The sequence below is a fragment of the Streptosporangium sp. OZ121 genome (genome assembly GCF_051918885.1).
Taxonomy (GTDB): Bacteria; Actinomycetota; Actinomycetes; order Streptosporangiales; family Streptosporangiaceae; genus Streptosporangium.
This window is the reverse complement of record NZ_JBPXMC010000011.1, coordinates 167,720-183,397: the sequence shown is the minus strand read 5'-3', so window position 1 is coordinate 183,397 and position 15,678 is coordinate 167,720. Positions and strand designations below refer to the sequence as shown.

The window sequence follows — 15,678 nt, the reverse complement described above, 5'->3', positions numbered from 1 at the left end:
GTTTACTGTGACCTTGTGGGTTCGGGAGCCCTGGCGGGCGCGGAGGACGCGGAGGCGCTCGGGGATGCGGTCGGTTCGTCCTTCCCGTCGGATGCGGCCGCGGACGTCTTCAGCTCTTCGATCTTCTTCAGGCCCGCCTCGACGGTGGGGACGGGGATGCCGTCGCGGACCTGGCCCTGCTGGAACGCGCCGAGAGTCGTGATCGATTCCGCGGTGCTCCGGGCGACGTCGAAGAGCTCGATGGGGCCCAGGTTGGTCTTCACTCCCTGGAAGACCACGATCTCGTTGCCCTTGGCCCCCACGAAGTACTGGTCCTCCAGCCACTGCCCGCCGAAGTACCAGCCTAAGCCGCCCCCGATGACGACGACGCCGCCCGCCACGGCCAGGAGAGGCCACAGCCGGCGGCGTTTGGCCGGTCGGGCCGCGGCCCTGACGATCGGCTCGTCGTCGTCGGTGTCGTCGTCGGAGATGACGGGTTGCGGCATGGTGACCGCGCTGGCACGGCCCGCCGGGGTGTCCGGCGGTTGTGACCTCGGCATGCTGGAACCGGCGGCGCCGACCACGGCCGCGTCGGTGCGCGGCACGTGGGTCTCGTCCACCTCCAGCACGTCGGCGAGGACGCAGGTGATGTTGTCGGGGCCGCCGCCCCGGTTGGCCAGGTCGATGAGGGTGCGGACCACCCCGTCGGGGTCCTCGATCGTGGAGAGCGTGTGGTGCAGGGTCTCGGCGCTCACCACCCCGGACAGGCCGTCGGAGCAGAGCAGGTAGCGGTCGCCGATCTGGGCCTCGCGCAGGGACAGGTCGGGGTCGACCTCGCCACTGCCGTCGAGCGCCCGCAACAGGATCGACCGCTGGGGGTGGGTGGCGGCCTCGTCCTGGGTGATCCGGCCGTCGTCCACCAGTGACTGCACGAGGGTGTGGTCGTGCGTGATCTGGTAGAGCTCTCCGGCTCGCAGCAGGTAGGCCCGCGAGTCGCCGACGTGGACCAGGGCGACCCTCGTGCCCGACCAGAGCATGGCGGTGAGGGTGGTGCCCATGCCCTTGAGGCTGGGGTTGTGACTCACCATCTCGTGCAGCTTGCGATTGGCGTCGCGTACCGCCGCCTCGATGGCGCTGAGCAGGTCACCTCCCTGGGCGTCCGTGTCGAGCAAGGACATCTCGGCGATGGCGACCGAGCTGGCCACCTCGCCGTGTGCGTGGCCGCCCATGCCGTCCGCGACGGCGAGCAGGCGGCCGCTGGCGTAGGCGGAGTCCTCGTTGCCTTCGCGGAGGAGGCCGACGTCAGAGCGGGCGGCGTAACGGAGTGCGATGGTCATTTGCGCAATTCGATGACGGTCTTGCCAATGCGGATCGGAACACCGAGCGGCACCGGAGTCGGACGGGTGACTTTGGAGCGGTCAAGATACGTGCCGTTGGTAGAGCCGAGATCTTCCACGATCCACTGACCGTCCTGGGGGAAGAGCCGGGCGTGCCGGCTGGAGGCGTAGTCGTCGCTGACTACCAGCGTCGCGTCGTTCGCCCGGCCGATGGTGATGGGCGTCTCCGAGAGGGTAATGGTGGTGCCTTGGAGGGGGCCACCGGTGACGACCATCTCCCGGGGTTCCCCCTTCTTGGATTTGGCCGGAGTCTTCACCGGCTTGGGCGCCTTGCGCGCGGGGACGGCGGCGGCCGTGCGTGAACCGAACAAGTCTGTCCGGATCACACCGACCGCGGCAATCACGAAGAACCACAGCACCGCGAGGAAGGCGAGCCGGATCAGCAGCAGCGTGAGCTCGGACATGGACCGTCTGTTTACCTTTAATCGCGCCGGAAAACCAGAGTCGTTCGCCCCAGCGTCACGCGAGTGCCGTTCTGGAGCTCGACCCGGCGAACCGGCTGGCCGTTGACGAAGGTGCCGTTCGTGGAGCCGAGGTCGACGAGCGCGACCAGGGGACCCTCCACTCGCAGCTCGGCGTGGTGCCGGGACACACCCGGGTCGACCAGCCGTAGATCGCAGTCGGTGCCCCTGCCGAGCAGGGTCACCGGTGTTGTCAGGTCGAAGGACCGCTGGCCCTGCGGGTCGTCCTGGGTGGACACCAGCAGGCGGGGGCGGCCTCCGAACGCGTGGGACTTCGCGGCGGGCACGTCGCTCACCGGCTGGCGGATCTCGTCCTGCTCGACCGTCGCGCCACGGATCACGCCCGAGCGGATGCGGAACAGGCCGACCGCGAGGTCGTCGGCCGTCTCGAAGCGGACCCTGACCGGCCCCACGAAGGAGTAACCCTGTTCCTTGGCGTACTCCCTGGCGAGGTTGGCCAGCTCGTGGCTGATGCTGTCGGAGTAGACCTCCAACCGCTCGTTGTCGGTCGTGGACAGTTCGACCACGAAGTCGTTGGGCACGAGAGTGCGTCCCTGGGCGACGATCGCCGCCCGCTCGTCCATCTCCCGTTGGACCGCACTGGCGACCTCTACCGGCTGAAGGTCAGATTTGAACGCCCGTGCAAAGGCCCCTTCAACCAAACCTTCGAGCCTCCGCTCGAAACGCTGAAGGACTCCCACCGGGTACCTCCCCTCCTCCGTCTATGTGGTCGCGGCCGCTTGGGGGCTCGTTGGCTCGTTCCTCGCTCTCTCGCACCCAGCTGCTCCGCTTTCGCATCTAGGAGGATCGTATCCGGGTTCATGGGTACGGGCCGATCCGTGCTAATGTTTCGACCGCACCCAACAAGGGCGGGTGGCGGAACGGCAGACGCGCACGGTTCAGGTCCGTGTGTCCGAAAGGACGTGAGGGTTCAAATCCCTCCTCGCCCACAAGATCATCACCCCGGTCATGCGAGCATCGCGACCGGGGTTTTGTCGTTTCCTGGCGAACCGCGTATCCATCTGAGCCATCCGTAAGGTCTCGTGGCGGGCCGAGTCGATCATCGATCAAGGTAGTCGCTCGCTCCGTTATAGAGAAGTCTCAGGGGTTACGCATGGGTCTTGTGGTTTTTGGACCGCTACGACATGCCCATCGGTTCTACCCGGTCACGCTTGCTGATCACTTTCGGATGACTTGCAGTGATTCGCCGGTGTCTGATTACGCTTACAGAGAACACGGGCCGGAAAATAATCTTTCCCCGGCCCGTGTCGTCCTCCCACCGGTTCCGTGATCGATCTGGCCGGTCTCTCGCCGGCCCGGTGGGGCTCTCACCGGTCTGAACGGGCCTTCACCGGTCTGGCCGGTATTTCGCCGCTCCCGCTGCTCTTTCCCCGGTCTCGCCGCTCCCGTGGACGCCGGGAGCGGCGAGGACCGTTAGCGCGCCGCGGGCATCCGTACGTCCAGGATCTCGCCGAGCAGGTCCGTGAGGCTCACCATGCCGACCACCTCGCCACCGCCGTCGGTGACCAGGCCCAGGTGCGCGTGGGCGTCCTGGAGCGTGGAGACCGCGTCGGGGATCGTGGTCTCCTTGGCCAGGCGCGGCACCGGGCGGGCGAGCTCGGCGGGGCTCGCCTCCGGACGGACGAGGATGTCCCTGACGTGCACCACGCCCAGGACGTCGCCCGGCCTGCCGGAGGTGACCAGCATGCGCAGGTGCCCGTCGCGCGCGGCGACCTGGCGCATCCGCTCGCTCGTCGCGTCGGCGGGCACCGAGGTGGTCTTCTCCAGCGGCAGCATCAGCCGCTCCACCGGCTGCTGGTGGACCCGCAGGGCCCGGGTGAGCAGGTCGTGCTCGTCGCGGTCGAGCAGGCCCATCCGGCCCGACTCGCCGACCAGCATCGCCAGCTGGACCGGGGTCCTGGTGGTGGCCAGCTCGTCCTTGGGATGCACCCCGAACAGTCTCAGGATCCCGTTCGTCAGCCCGTTGAGCGCGGCGAGCACCGGCCGGACGACCCAGGTGAAGCCGCGGAACGGCAGGGCCAGGCCCATCGCCGCCATCTCCGGGTGGGTCAGCGCCCACGACTTGGGAGCCATCTCGCCGATCACCATGTGCAGGAAGGTGACGAACGCCAGCGCGATCACGAGCGAGACGGGGACCCGCAGCGACTCGGGCAGGCCGACCGCGCCGAAAACCGGCTCCAGCAGGTGTTCGATGGCCGGTTCGGTCACCATGCCCAGGCCGAGCGAGCACAGCGTGATGCCCAGCTGGGCTCCGGCCAGCATCAGGGAGAGCTCCCTGCCGCCGCGCACGGCGGCGCGGGCGGCGAGCCGGGTCAACCGGCCTCCCCGGCCCGCGAGCTCCTCCAGGCGGTGCCTGCGGGCCGAGATCACCGCGAACTCGGCGGCGACGAAGAAGGCGTTGCCGATCAGCAGGGCCACGCCGAGCAGCAGGGCGGAGGTGGTGCTCATCGCCGCCTCGCCTCGCTCCGCTCGATCATGGGCGCCTCGGGGCCACGCTCGATCATCCGCGGCGCGGTCATCGCCGGTCGGTCCTCTCTCCCGGTTCTCGGCTCCGGGGCGTCCCCGGGATCGGCGTCCTGTGACGCGGTGAGCGACAGCCGCACCCATTCGGGGACCCTGCGGTGCACCGAGAGCACGGTAAGCGCCGCCTCCCTCTCGTCGGCGCTGTCGTTCTCCAGGGGGTCGTTGCGCGACGTGAGCGTGACGGTCACCTGGTCGCCGGGCTCGCTCATCCGGCCGAGGGTGGCGAGCACGAGGCCCGCGACGGTGTCGTAGTCGTCGCTCTCGGGGAGTTGCAGGCCGATGGCCCGCTCGATCTCGTCCAGCCGGAGCGTGCCCGGCAGGTCCCAGGTGCCCTCGTCGCCCGCGACGACCCCGGCGGGCTCCGGGTCGTTCTCGTCGACGAGCTCGCCGACGAGCTCCTCCGCGAGGTCCTCTATGGTGACCACGCCGGCCAGGCCGCCGTACTCGTCGATGACGCACGCCAGGTCGTCGTGGGCGGTGCGCATGCGCTCCAGTACGAGGGGCAGCGGCGAGGAGGTGGGCACCAGGAGCGCGGGGCGGGTGATCTTTTCCAGCGTGCCGTCGGCCAGTCCCGACCTGAGCAGCTCGCGGACGCCGGTGACGCCGACGACGTCGTCGCCGTTCTGGTTGCAGAGCACCGGATAGCGGGAGTGGCCGTGCCTGCGGACGGCGTCGATCAGGTCGGAGATCGGCCGGTCGTCCCTCAGCAGCACCACGCGGGGGCGCGGCACCATGACGTCCTCGGCGGTGCGGTCGCCGAACTCCAGGGCGCGGCCCAGCAGCTCCGACAACCTCGGCGGGAGATCACCCGCGGTGGCGGACTCGGAGATGATCCGGGACAGCTCCTCGGGGCTGGCGCCGTGCTCGATCTCCTCCACCGGCTCCACGCCGACCCGGCGCAGCAGGCCGGTGGCGGCGGAGTCGAACAGGCGGATGACCGGCCCGGCGATCCGCAGGTAGATCATCGTCGAGCGGGCGAGGAACTTCGCCACCGGCTCGGGACGGGCGATGCCCAGGTTCTTGGGGGCCAGCTCACCGAAGACCATCTGGATGACGGTGGCCACCGCGACGGCTAGTGCCACGGCGATGCCGGGCACGGCCCCGCGCGGCACTCCCGCGGTCTCCAGCCAGGGGCGGATGACCGTGGCGATGGCGGGTTCCGAGATGAAGCCGACGAGCAGGGCGGTCACGGTGATGCCGAGTTGCGCCCCCGACAGCATGAACGACAGGCGTCCCGTCACCTCCAGCGCCCGTGCCGCGGCCGCGTCGCCGGAGTCGGCCTGCTCGCGCAGCACACCGCGGTCCGCCGCGACGAAGGCGAACTCCTGGGCGACGAAATAGCCGGTGGCGAGGGTGAGCAGGAGGATGGCCAGCAGGCCCAGAGCCGTGTTCACCGGGCGGCTCTCCCGGTCGGTTCAGCGGTGCCCGTGCGTTCGCACGGGCAGGTATTCCACGGGTCCGGAGTGGACACGATCATCCTTTCGAGCAGAGGTAGTCCTCTACCGTAACGATCCGGGTGGGGGCTGATGTTTCCGGATCGGCCGACGATCGCATTGCTGGTCGCTAACAACCTGTCTGAGTACTTTTACCTAGGGAAACCTTGGGCACCTGGCGGCAGGCGCTCCAGCCACGACGTAGCGTCGATAATGACGTTTTCACCATGAGATCAAGAAGTGGCGGGACAAGACGTGGCTGACAGGCCCGAAGACGACGATCGCACTCGCGCGCTGCGATCGCCCACGCCGGGGCCCGTGCCGCCGAGAGCGGCCGGGCAGCCCGCCTACCCCTCGCCTGGCGGTTCGGGGACGCCCGTCCGGCAGCCGGCGTCCTCGCGGAGGGAGACACCCGTCCGGGAGGAGGCGTCGCGCGAGGTGCCGCCGCCCCGGGGCGGGCGGGTGTACGGCAAGGCCAGGTCGGGTTCCAGCCCGGTCAAGCCGCTGAACGCGCCCCCGGCCCCGCCCGGGGACTCCGGCGGCCGAGGAGGCGGGAGCGCGTCGCGCATGCCCGGCTGGCGGCCGAGGCGTCCCGGCAGGCTCATCGTGCGGATCCTCGCCGGGCTGGTCGTCGTGCTGCTCGTCCTGGCCGTCGGCGGATATTTCGTGATCAACTCGCGGCTGACCAAGATCGAGGCGCTCACCGACTACGAGGGCCGTCCCGCCGACACCCCCGGCACCAACTGGCTGCTGGTCGGCTCCGACAGCCGCGCCGGCCTGACCGCGGCCCAGCGCAGGAAGCTCGCCACGGGCAAGGCCGTGGGCCGCAGGACCGACACGATGATGCTGCTGCACATCCCCGAGGGCGACGGCCGCCCGACCCTGGTCAGCCTCCCGCGCGACTCGTACGTGCCGATCGACGGTCACGGCAGCAACAAGCTCAACGCCGCCTACGCCTTCCAGGGCGGGCAGCAACTGCTTCCCAAGACCGTGGAGCAGGTCACCGGGCTGCGTCTCGACCACTACATGGAGATCGGCTTCGGCGGCTTCGTGGGGATCGTGGACGCCATCGGCGGGGTCGAGATCAACGTCAAGCAGGCGATCAAGGACCCCAAGGCCGGGATCAACCTGAAGAAGGGCCTGCAGACGATGGACGGGGGGACTGCCCTCGGTTACGTCCGCACCCGCGCCACCGGCGCGATCCCCGACCTCGACAGGACCCAGCGCCAGCGCCAGTTCTTCTCCGCGGTGGTGAAGAAGGCGGCCAGCCCCGGCGTCCTGATCAACCCCTTCACGTCCGTCCCGCTCGCGCTGAGCGCGGCCGACTCGGTGTCCGTCGGCGAGGAGACCGGCGCCTTCGACCTGCTCTCCCTCGGCCTCGCCATGGGCGGCGACCCGGTCACCACGGTCGTGCCCATCGGCTCCCTGCCCACCATCGACGGCCAGTCCGTCGTGAAGTGGGACCGGGAGAAGGCCCTGCGCATGTTCGAGGCCCTGGCCCAGGACAAGCCCGTGCCCGAGGACGCCCTCGGCAAGTGACGTCCCGCCCCGGCCCCCGGGCCGGGGCGCCGGCCGGCGGTTCCCGTCCACGGCACTTTCCTCCGGCCCTCCCGCCCCGGTCTTCTCCCCGAAGCGACGCGGAGACGACGCGGAGGCGGGACAAAGGCGGGGCGGGCACGGGATCGGACGTCCTCGCCGGGCGGAGCACCCTCGTGACAGTGCCCGCCCGGCGAGGGCCGGCGGACCTCAGCTGCCGGCGCTGACGACGACCCCCGCTATCACGGCCGCCATGACGGCGGCGTTGACGGCGGCGATGGTCTGGGAGACCGCCTTGCCGGCCCACTCGCCCTCGGTGATCTCCTTGATCCGTTCCTTGCTCGCACCGGGGAACGCCTTACGGTCGATCTTGGCCGCGTGCAGGATCGCGATCAGCACCGCGGCCCGCTCGTCGGGGGTGGCGCCGGACAGCACACTCTGGACCCGCTCGCGGATCGCCAGCTCGACGCCAGGGTCGCGCTCGGGGTAGCGGGTGCTCGGGAAGATTCCCAGGACCTTGCGCCGCTCCTCGTCCAGTACGCCCCGCTCCGCCAGGCGCGCCAGCAGGCGGGCGCGAAGCTTGCCGGAGTGGAGCCTCTGCACCCACCACTCGGGCTTGCGCGCCTTGGACTCCGCCGCGATCCTGGCCAGCGCCGTGTCGAGCTCCTCATCCCCGACCGGGGTCGCGTCGAGCACGGCGACCTTCCTGTCCGCGAGGTCGATCCGGCCGCCGACGGCCAGTTCCGCCAGCAACGCGCCGCCGAGCGCGGCGTCCAGCTCCGAGGAGCCGATGAGTTGTCTGCCCTGCTCCTCGTCGTACGCGAGCAGGAGCACTTCCTCAGCGATCGTCGTCATCGTTCGACACTACGTCGCGGGCGCTTCGCGGCCGTAAGCACTCCGTAATCGATCTAGGGCGGTATCGCGGATAGCCTCGGCACCGAGGCCGGAGGGACGTCTCGACTTCCTCGCCGTAACCGGAGACCAGGGGTCTCCACGCCGGAGGTATGCGATGGGAGTCCAGATGAGGGTCAAGAGGCTGCTCCGGCACCCCGTCACGTGGGGTGTCCTGGCGCTGGGCGCCGTCGCGCTCGGTGTCGCGCTGTACCTGTTCCAGCCATGGCGCCTGTTCACCACCGTCGAGGTGAACGAGGCGCTGCCCGTCGCGGCCGCGTCCCCCGGGCCGGAGGCCACCGGGCAGGGCGAGCCGGCCGAGCCGGCCGAGCCCGCCAGGGCCACCGAGACCGCCCAGGACCAGGAGCCGAAGGTCCTCGCCACGGGCACGTTCATCTCCCACGAGCACGAGACCGAGGGCAGGGCGAGGGTACTGGAGCTGTCCGACGGGAGCCGGGTCCTGCGGATCGAGGACCTGAACACCTCCGACGGCCCGGACCTGCGGGTCTGGCTCAGTGACCAGCCCGTCAAGAAGGGCAACGCGGGATGGTTCAACCTGGACGACGGCAAGCACCTCGAACTCGGCGATCTGAAGGGCAACAAGGGCAACGCCAACTACGCCATTCCCGCCGGGGCCGACCTCGACAGCCTGAAGTCCGTCACCATCTGGTGCAAGCGCTTCAGCGTCTCCTTCGGCGCCGCCGCCCTGACCTGACACAATCTCCGACCCATGAGCGTTTCTGAGGAACTCCACGTCATCGGCCGCCCGCTCGTCGAGGCGCAGCTCGCCCATCCGACGGTGGCGGGCATCGCGCGGGGAGATCTGCCCGAGCCGGTGTTCCGGTCGTGGCTGGAGCAGGACTACCTGTTCCTGCTCGACTACGTCCGCGTCTTCTCGAGACTCGCCTGGCAGGCCCCGGACGGGCATCTGGGCGACCTGGTGGACCTGGCGCACGCCACCTTCCACGAGGAGCTGAGCCTGCACCGGTCGCTGTCGGCCGAGTTCGGCGCCGACCTCGGCGGGGCGAGGAAGGGCCCGGCCTGCGCGGCGTACACCTCCTTCCTGCTCGACTCCGCGGCCGTCTACGCCGACGGCCTGGCCGCGCTCTACCCCTGCATGTGGGGTTACTCCACGCTCGGCCGCGCCCTGGCGGAGAATCCGCCCGCCGAACCCCGCTACCGCGCCTGGGTCGACACCTACGCCCACCCGGCCTTCGCCGAGCTGACCGGGCGCATCGCGGTGATGATCGACGAGGTGGCGCCGGACCCGGGCAGGGCCGGGAAGCTGTTCGCCGAGGGGATGGCTCACGAACTCGCCTTCTGGGACGTGCCCTGACCCCGTCCGCCCGTTCGCCCGGCTGCGGCCTCGGGTCGGGTGATCTGGTAGGGCTGGACGTACCGAATTGGCCTGCTATCAGGGGAAATCGAAGGTCCGGATGAGGGCATCCACGTGGCTTTGCGCCCCATCCGGTGGAGGAGTTGGAACAATGGGCGTATGAGTGTTCCTGAGGTCGAGGCGCAGGCCGTGCCGGATGACGCGTTCCTGCTCGACGTGCGCGAGAGCGACGAGTGGCGCGCCGGGCACGCGCCCGGCGCCGTCCACATCCCCCTGGGTGAGCTGCAGTCCCGGGTCGACGAGGTGCCCAAGGGCGCGCCCGTCTACGTGATCTGCCGGGTCGGCGGCCGTTCCGCGAACGCCACCGCCTGGCTCAACCACGTCGGCTGGGACGCGATCAACGTCGGCGGCGGCATGCGGTCCTGGGACGGCGCGGGGCGTCCGATGATCGCCGAGAGCGGCCAGGACCCCTTCGTCGCCTGAGCCGCCCGCACTCGTCACCTGAGTCGTCCGAGCCGTGCGAGGGGGAGTCCTCGCCCGAGCCGTCCGGACCGCGCGAGGGAGGAGCCCTCGCCGGGACGTGAGGGGGAGCCTCCGCCGAGACTCTTGCCAAGAAAGGCAAGAAAGGAATGAATGGAAAATTCAGGGCGAATGTCTACCGCGGGAGCTCGGGCGTAACCGGGCTGAGAGAGCGGAACCGCAGAGGGTCTCATCGACCTGCGACGCGCCGCCGACCGCATGAACCTGTCCGGATGGTGCTGCTCTGGCGAGTGGTGGTGTTGCCGTACAGGTCAAAGGCCACTCGCAAGGCAGGCGAGTGGCCTTGCCGATCCGTGCGCGGCTACGAAGTACGGCAGCGGCTCTGACCGAACCGCGCCGGGGTACATCGTTCGACCGCGCGAGGCGCCGTACATCCCTTGCCCTGGATCTTGAGTCGGCCTGCCGGACCCTTCTCCGTTTCAAGAATCTCAGGGGCGAACGATCAACCTCACAAAGGCTCCTCTTGCCCCAGTCGAGACAAATCATGAGAGCTGGGTGACATGCCCCAGTCTGTCACTTGTCCCGTCTCGGCATCGACGATGATCGTTATGGAGTTGCCCGAGATCGACCTCTCTCCATGCATGGTTCTCCTCAGGAATTCTCCCTCCATCTGGATCACGTAGACGCTCGCGTCCCCGCTCACGCGTGAAGCCGTGGTTTCCCCGAGTGCTGCCTGACGTGTTGATGCGACATAGCGGATATTCGCCGGGTTCCGCTCTTCGTGTCTACCGGCCAAACGTCGAGCGATCGCCATCAGGTCGGCGCGCTGCCGAGCGCTCGGCGCCCCGGGAACAGTGGCTTCTCGCGTTTCCTGAGGATGTGGCGTCGAGATTTCGGGTCGGGCGTACGGAGGGATGTCCGGGGGACGCGGGGGAGGATCCATGTATTGGACATACCCTCCTGCCGCCGGGAGAAATTGATTGACGCGTTGCCCGCGTCGTCGCTCCTGTGGATGCCGGCGGGGCCTCGGACGCGCTCGGACGCGCCGGCTGACGAGGGGGCTCTAGGCGCCAGGTCGCCGGTAGGGCGCGGGATCAGCCTCCAGAGACACCTCTGGGTCTGGAGGGGGCGCCTCTGGACCCAGAGGTCAGGCGGTTGTCGTACAGCCATGAGGTACGGCTACCGCCACGTACGTAGCCGTACCTCTGCGAACGTCCACGGACTCCCCTCGTGAGATGGCCGTGCCAACCCGGCACTGGCCGAATACGGGCGGATGGTGCATCATGAGGGCGCGAGCTGGGGTGATCCCGGCTTCGCGTATCGACCAACGCGGGAGCTTGGGGCAACCAGGCTGAGAGGGCGACTACTGCTGTCGCCGACCGCATGAACCTGTCCGGGTAATGCCGGCGTAGGGAGTGTGCGTGATGACGTCTGCCGCCGTCGATTCCAAGGGCTCCGGGGACTCCGGGGACTCCGGTGCGGCCGAGGCGCCCCTCACCCTCGGCGAGGCTCCTCCCAAGGCCCTCGGCGTGCTCGACCAGGGCGCGCTCTGGGCCAACCTGGGTGTCAGCCTGCTCGGCTTCTCCGGCGCGATCGCGCTGATCAATCCGCTCGGCGACCGGCCGCTGAGCTTCGTGGCCGCGATCCTGGCCGCCGTCGTGGGCAGCGTCATCGGTACCGCGATGGTGGGCCTGGCCGCGATTCCCGGGCAGCGGACCGGCGCTCCGGCGATGGTCCTGCTGCGCGGGCTGTTCGGGGCCAGGCTCTCCTACCTGCCGACCGTGCTGAACATCGTCCAGATGCTGGGCTGGGGAGCCTTCGAGCTGTGGGTCATCGCCCAGGGCGCCCAGGCCATCGCCGGATCCTTCGGCGTCGAGGTGCCCTACGCGGTCTGGGTGGTCGTCGCTGGGGTGATCACCACCGCGCTGACCATCCGGCCGCTGGGAGCGGTCCGCCTGCTCCGCAGGTACGTCACCGCCGGCGTGGTGATCTCGATGATCTGGTTCATGGTCGCCCTGTTCCAGCGGGGACCGGCGATCGGCGGCGGATCCTGGGAGGCGTTCGCGCCGTCGGTCGACTACGTGATCGCGCTGTCGGTCTCGTGGGTGCCGGTCGCGGCGGACTTCGCCCGCTTCTCCCGCTCCGGCAGGGCCGCCTTCACCGGGGTCGTCGGCGGTTACACGATCGCCCAGGTGGCCTGCCTGGTCCTCGGCATCGCGGCGCTCGCGCTGGTCGGCAACGACCCGAACCAGGTCTGGGACCCCTTCGTGGCCGCGGCACTCGGCCCGCTGTTCTTCGGCATCCTGGTGCTGCGCGAGACCGACCAGTCGTTCGTGAACGTCTACTCCACCGCGATGTCGCTGCAGAACCTGCTGCCCAGGCTGGACCGCCGGATCATCTCCGTGGCCATCGGCGTGCTGGTCACCCTGCTCGCGATCTTCGTCAACGCCGAGACCTACACCGGCTTCCTCGGCCTCATCGGGGCGGTCTTCGTGCCGATGTTCGCGGTGCTCGCCGCGGACTACTTCCTGCTCGGCGGCGCCAGGGGCTGGGACACCTCGGAGACCGCGCCCTCGCGCCCGCTCATGGTGCTCCCGTGGGTGCTGGGTTTCGTGACCTGGTGGATGCTCGCCGCGCTGCCGGCCGCCCCGGAGGTCGCGTGGTGGACCTCGTTCTGGAACGGCGCCCGCGACGCGCTCGGCTTCGTCCCGCAGCCGTGGATGAGCGCGTCCGTCGGCGCGTTCCTCGTCGCGGGTCTCGTCACCCTGGGGCTCGGCGCGCTCCGGCGCCGCTCCTGACCGCGCCGCCTGTACGGCTCCGGCGGTTTCGGTCGTAGAGGCGGTCGTGGGCGGTCCCAGGGGGTCCTGGGGGTCCTGGGGGAAGGCGGGCTACGCGCCGCCGCCGGGCCCGCGGAGCACGGCGGCGGACTCGATGCGCAGCAGTCGTTCCTTGGCGGCCGAGCCTCCGGCGTACCCGCCGAGGACGGCCTCGCTCTCGACCACCCGGTGGCACGGCACGATGACGCACACCGGGTTGCTGCCCAGCGCGTTGCCGACCGCCCGCAGCGCGCGCGGCCTGCCGATCCGCTCGGCGATCTCGAGGTAGGTCGTCACCGTCCCGTACGGCACCGCGAGCATCATCTGCAGCACGGTCCTGGAGAACTGGGTGGCCAGGCGCAGGTCGACCGGCGTGGTGAAGGCGCGGAGCCTGGCGGAGAAATAGGCGTCCAGCTCCCGGCGCACCGGGTCGAGCCGCCGGGCGTCCGGCCCGATGAACGTGCCGACCTCCCTGCTGATCCGCTCGAAGACGACGTTCTCGTCCTCGTAGCTGCAGGCCACCACACCCCTGCTCGTCACGGCGAGGGTCAGACGCCCCAGCGGGCCGTCGAGCGTGCCGAACGCGATGTCGGGATGGCTCGTGCCGACGTAGTCGGGCGAGGTCACCCGTAGCAATGCATCGATGTCGCCGGATGACATGGCCCCACCCTTTCGTATCCAGGTGTGTGGTGACCGCAGAGTATCGGACGGATCGCCCGGCCAGTGGCAACACGTGCGGGACGAAAGTGCCAAGATCAGACCGGTTGAGACGGCACTATGGGTGTGTGGTGGACTACAGGGCCGACAGTGACGGGGGCATCGGCCGTGAGGTCGTCGCCGCGGCGCCCAACGCGATCGTCGCCATCGATCGCGAGCAGACGGTCCTCGCCTGGAACCCCGCCGCCGAGCGCCTGTTCGGCTGGTCGGCCGACGAGATGGTCGGCCGCCGGGTGCCGGTGGTCCCCGAGGAGCTGACGGCAGAGCACAACGCGGTCCTGGAGAAGGTCCGCACCGGCGGCCAGGTCTCGCTGAGGACCAAGCGGTTCCGCCGCGACGGCAGCCTGCTCGACGTGCGGGTCGACACCGCCGCGCTGTCCGCGCCGGACGGCGCCTTCCTCGGCTACGTCAGCGTCTACCACCTGGCCCAGGACGACGAGACCGCCAACGACCGCAACGCCCGCCGGGCGCAGCTCGTCCGCAGGCTCACCGACGTGGTCGCCGACATCAACGCCGAGCTGGAGCTGCCCGCCGTGCTCGACCGGATCGCGGCCAGCCTCGCCGACCTGACCGGGGCCGACGCGGGCGGGTTCGTGATGATCGAGGGTGACCGGCTCCGCCTCGTGGCCTGTCACAACCTGCCCGACTCGATGCGCGACTCGACCGCCGACCTCCGCACCAGCCTGGTCGGCAAGCTGCTGCGCGAGGGCAGGACCGTCCTGCTGGAGACCGGCGACCAGGACCGGCTGGACCGGTTGATCTGGTCGCGACTGCCCGGCCTGCACACCATCGCGCTCGGCCTCGCGGCCATGGGCGGGCGGTCGTACGGCGCGCTGTACGCGCTGTTCGCCAAGCGCAAGGCGGGCCACCTGGAGCTGGAGCTGCTGGAGCTCCTCGCCGGTCACGCGGGCATCGCCGTGGGAAACGCCATGGCCTACCAGGAGGCCGTGCGGCAGCGCGCCCACGAGCGGGCGGTGTTCGACGCCAGCGCCGACGGCATCGCGGTCCTCGACGACACGGGCCGGGTGGTCCAGTGGAACCCGGCCGCCAGCGAGCTGACCGGCTTCCACGCGGCCGAGGTGATCGGCGGGCCGCCGCCCTTCCAGCTGCCGGGGCCGGGGGACAAGCTCAGCATCCAGCTGCCCTCGGGCACCTGGCTGGACGTGCTCTGCGCCGAGATCGTGGAGACGGGCGAGATCGTGGTCGACTTCCGCGACGTCACCCGCGCGAAGGAGCTGGAGGAGGCCAAGGACCTCTTCCTCGCCACCACCAGCCACGAGCTCCGCACGCCGATCACCGTGGTCCGCGGTTTCGCCAGCACGCTCGACAGCCGCTGGGACAGCATGGCCGAGGCCGAGCGACGTGCCGCCGTGCACACCATCGCCGAGCGGGCCCGCTCGCTGGGCCAGCTCATGGACCACCTGCTGCTGGGCTCGCGCGCGGGCGCCGGCGAGCTCACGCTCAGGATCGAGAGCTTCGACCTGGCCGAGCTGGTCCGGGCCGCCACGCTGGGCCTGCCGATCCTGTCGGACCTGCACCGGGTCGAGGTCGACGTCCCCGACGATCTGCCCCCGGTCTCCGGTGACGCGCTGGCCACCGACATCCTGCTGGCCCAGTTGCTGGAGAACGCCTTCAAGTACTCGCCGGACGGTGGCCTGATCAGGGTCGAGGCCTGGGTGGACGGCGACAGGGTGGTGCTGGTGGTGGACGACGAGGGCGTCGGCATCGCCCATGCCAGCAGGGAGCGCGTCTTCGAGCGCTTCGTCCAGGCCGACAGCGGCGACCGCCGCAGGTTCGGCGGGGTCGGCCTCGGCCTCTACATCGTGCGGAGCCTCGCGCGGGCCCAGGGCGGGGAGGTCTCGGCGCATCCGCGTCCCTCCGGCGGCACCCGGATGAGGCTGGCCCTTCGTATCGCCGACACGCCGGGCGCCCTTACCTGATCGACACGCCGAACCCGTAACGAGTCGGTAACGGATGTGCTGATCTATTGTCGAATGTGCACAAGCTGTAATTGACGCCCGGTTTCCAAGACTATCTAACGGGGCATTTCGGTCGTACTGGGGTGAGTTCCTCAGGGGGGAACAGGCA

The 15,678-nt window shown here is 69.9% G+C and carries 13 protein-coding genes, 1 tRNA gene and 1 riboswitch; of the genes, 7 read left to right on the top strand and 7 right to left on the bottom strand.

Features of this window, described 5'->3' with window-relative positions; genetic code table 11:
- Positions 1 to 2 precede the first annotated feature (2 nt).
- Genes ACTOQ1_RS21520 through ACTOQ1_RS21510 form a run of 3 tightly spaced genes read right to left on the bottom strand, consistent with a single transcriptional unit; the run spans position 3 to position 2,538 of the window.
- Positions 3 to 1,316: a PP2C family protein-serine/threonine phosphatase gene (locus tag ACTOQ1_RS21520; protein ID WP_440069663.1), complete on the bottom strand. Its 1,314-nt coding sequence runs from the start codon at positions 1,314 to 1,316 to the stop codon at positions 3 to 5.
- Complete coding sequence (locus tag ACTOQ1_RS21515; protein ID WP_362688484.1) at positions 1,313 to 1,780, bottom strand: FHA domain-containing protein FhaB/FipA; 468 nt, start codon at positions 1,778 to 1,780, stop codon at positions 1,313 to 1,315. Before ACTOQ1_RS21515 ends, ACTOQ1_RS21520 begins: the two co-directional genes overlap by 4 nt.
- A 17-nt stretch (positions 1,781 to 1,797) precedes the next feature.
- Positions 1,798 to 2,538, bottom strand: coding sequence for a DUF3662 and FHA domain-containing protein (locus tag ACTOQ1_RS21510; RefSeq protein ID WP_329088344.1), 741 nt, complete (start codon positions 2,536 to 2,538; stop codon positions 1,798 to 1,800).
- Positions 2,539 to 2,704: 166 nt separating this feature from the next.
- On the opposite strand from ACTOQ1_RS21510, the gene ACTOQ1_RS21505 reads away from it, so the two are divergent.
- A tRNA-Leu gene (locus tag ACTOQ1_RS21505) sits at positions 2,705 to 2,787 on the top strand.
- A gap of 484 nt (positions 2,788 to 3,271) precedes the next feature.
- Here ACTOQ1_RS21505 and ACTOQ1_RS21500 read toward each other — a convergent pair.
- Positions 3,272 to 4,306: a hemolysin family protein gene (locus tag ACTOQ1_RS21500; protein ID WP_440069661.1), complete on the bottom strand. Its 1,035-nt coding sequence runs from the start codon at positions 4,304 to 4,306 to the stop codon at positions 3,272 to 3,274.
- Complete coding sequence (locus ACTOQ1_RS21495) at positions 4,303 to 5,775, bottom strand: hemolysin family protein (RefSeq protein WP_440069659.1); 1,473 nt, start codon at positions 5,773 to 5,775, stop codon at positions 4,303 to 4,305. Before ACTOQ1_RS21495 ends, ACTOQ1_RS21500 begins: the two co-directional genes overlap by 4 nt.
- A 357-nt stretch (positions 5,776 to 6,132) precedes the next feature.
- On the opposite strand from ACTOQ1_RS21495, the gene ACTOQ1_RS21490 reads away from it, so the two are divergent.
- Positions 6,133 to 7,353 carry an LCP family protein gene (locus ACTOQ1_RS21490; protein ID WP_440069657.1) on the top strand — a complete coding sequence of 407 codons (1,221 nt, stop codon included), beginning with the start codon at positions 6,133 to 6,135 and terminating at the stop codon, positions 7,351 to 7,353.
- A gap of 207 nt (positions 7,354 to 7,560) precedes the next feature.
- Here the strand turns inward: ACTOQ1_RS21490 and ACTOQ1_RS21485 are convergent, their stop codons facing one another.
- A complete protein-coding gene (locus ACTOQ1_RS21485) occupies positions 7,561 to 8,205 on the bottom strand; it encodes a GOLPH3/VPS74 family protein (protein ID WP_440069655.1) in 645 nt (214 codons plus the stop codon).
- Between the two features lie 166 nt (positions 8,206 to 8,371).
- Between ACTOQ1_RS21485 and ACTOQ1_RS21480 the strand changes: the two genes are divergently transcribed.
- The 4 genes from ACTOQ1_RS21480 (at position 8,372) to ACTOQ1_RS21465 (ending at position 12,855) form a co-directional block, all read left to right on the top strand.
- Complete coding sequence (locus ACTOQ1_RS21480) at positions 8,372 to 8,956, top strand: DM13 domain-containing protein (protein ID WP_440069653.1); 585 nt, start codon at positions 8,372 to 8,374, stop codon at positions 8,954 to 8,956.
- Positions 8,957 to 8,971: 15 nt separating this feature from the next.
- On the top strand, positions 8,972 to 9,577 hold the full coding sequence (locus ACTOQ1_RS21475) for a TenA family protein (protein ID WP_440069651.1): 606 nt from the start codon (positions 8,972 to 8,974) through the stop codon (positions 9,575 to 9,577).
- Between the two features lie 159 nt (positions 9,578 to 9,736).
- Complete coding sequence (locus ACTOQ1_RS21470; RefSeq protein ID WP_440069649.1) at positions 9,737 to 10,060, top strand: rhodanese-like domain-containing protein; 324 nt, start codon at positions 9,737 to 9,739, stop codon at positions 10,058 to 10,060.
- 1,316 nt (positions 10,061 to 11,376) lie between these two features.
- A riboswitch (TPP riboswitch) is annotated at positions 11,377 to 11,489 on the top strand.
- Positions 11,482 to 12,855, top strand: coding sequence for a purine-cytosine permease family protein (locus ACTOQ1_RS21465; protein ID WP_440069647.1), 1,374 nt, complete (start codon positions 11,482 to 11,484; stop codon positions 12,853 to 12,855). It overlaps the preceding riboswitch by 8 nt.
- A gap of 90 nt (positions 12,856 to 12,945) precedes the next feature.
- On the opposite strand, the gene ACTOQ1_RS21460 is transcribed toward ACTOQ1_RS21465, so the two are convergent.
- Positions 12,946 to 13,533, bottom strand: a complete 588-nt coding sequence (locus ACTOQ1_RS21460) for a methylated-DNA--[protein]-cysteine S-methyltransferase (RefSeq protein WP_440069645.1) — start codon at positions 13,531 to 13,533, stop codon at positions 12,946 to 12,948.
- Positions 13,534 to 13,658: 125 nt separating this feature from the next.
- Between ACTOQ1_RS21460 and ACTOQ1_RS21455 the strand changes: the two genes are divergently transcribed.
- Entirely contained in the window at positions 13,659 to 15,530 is a 1,872-nt protein-coding gene (locus ACTOQ1_RS21455; RefSeq protein WP_440069643.1) for a PAS domain S-box protein, read from the top strand.
- Positions 15,531 to 15,678: the final 148 nt, after the last annotated feature.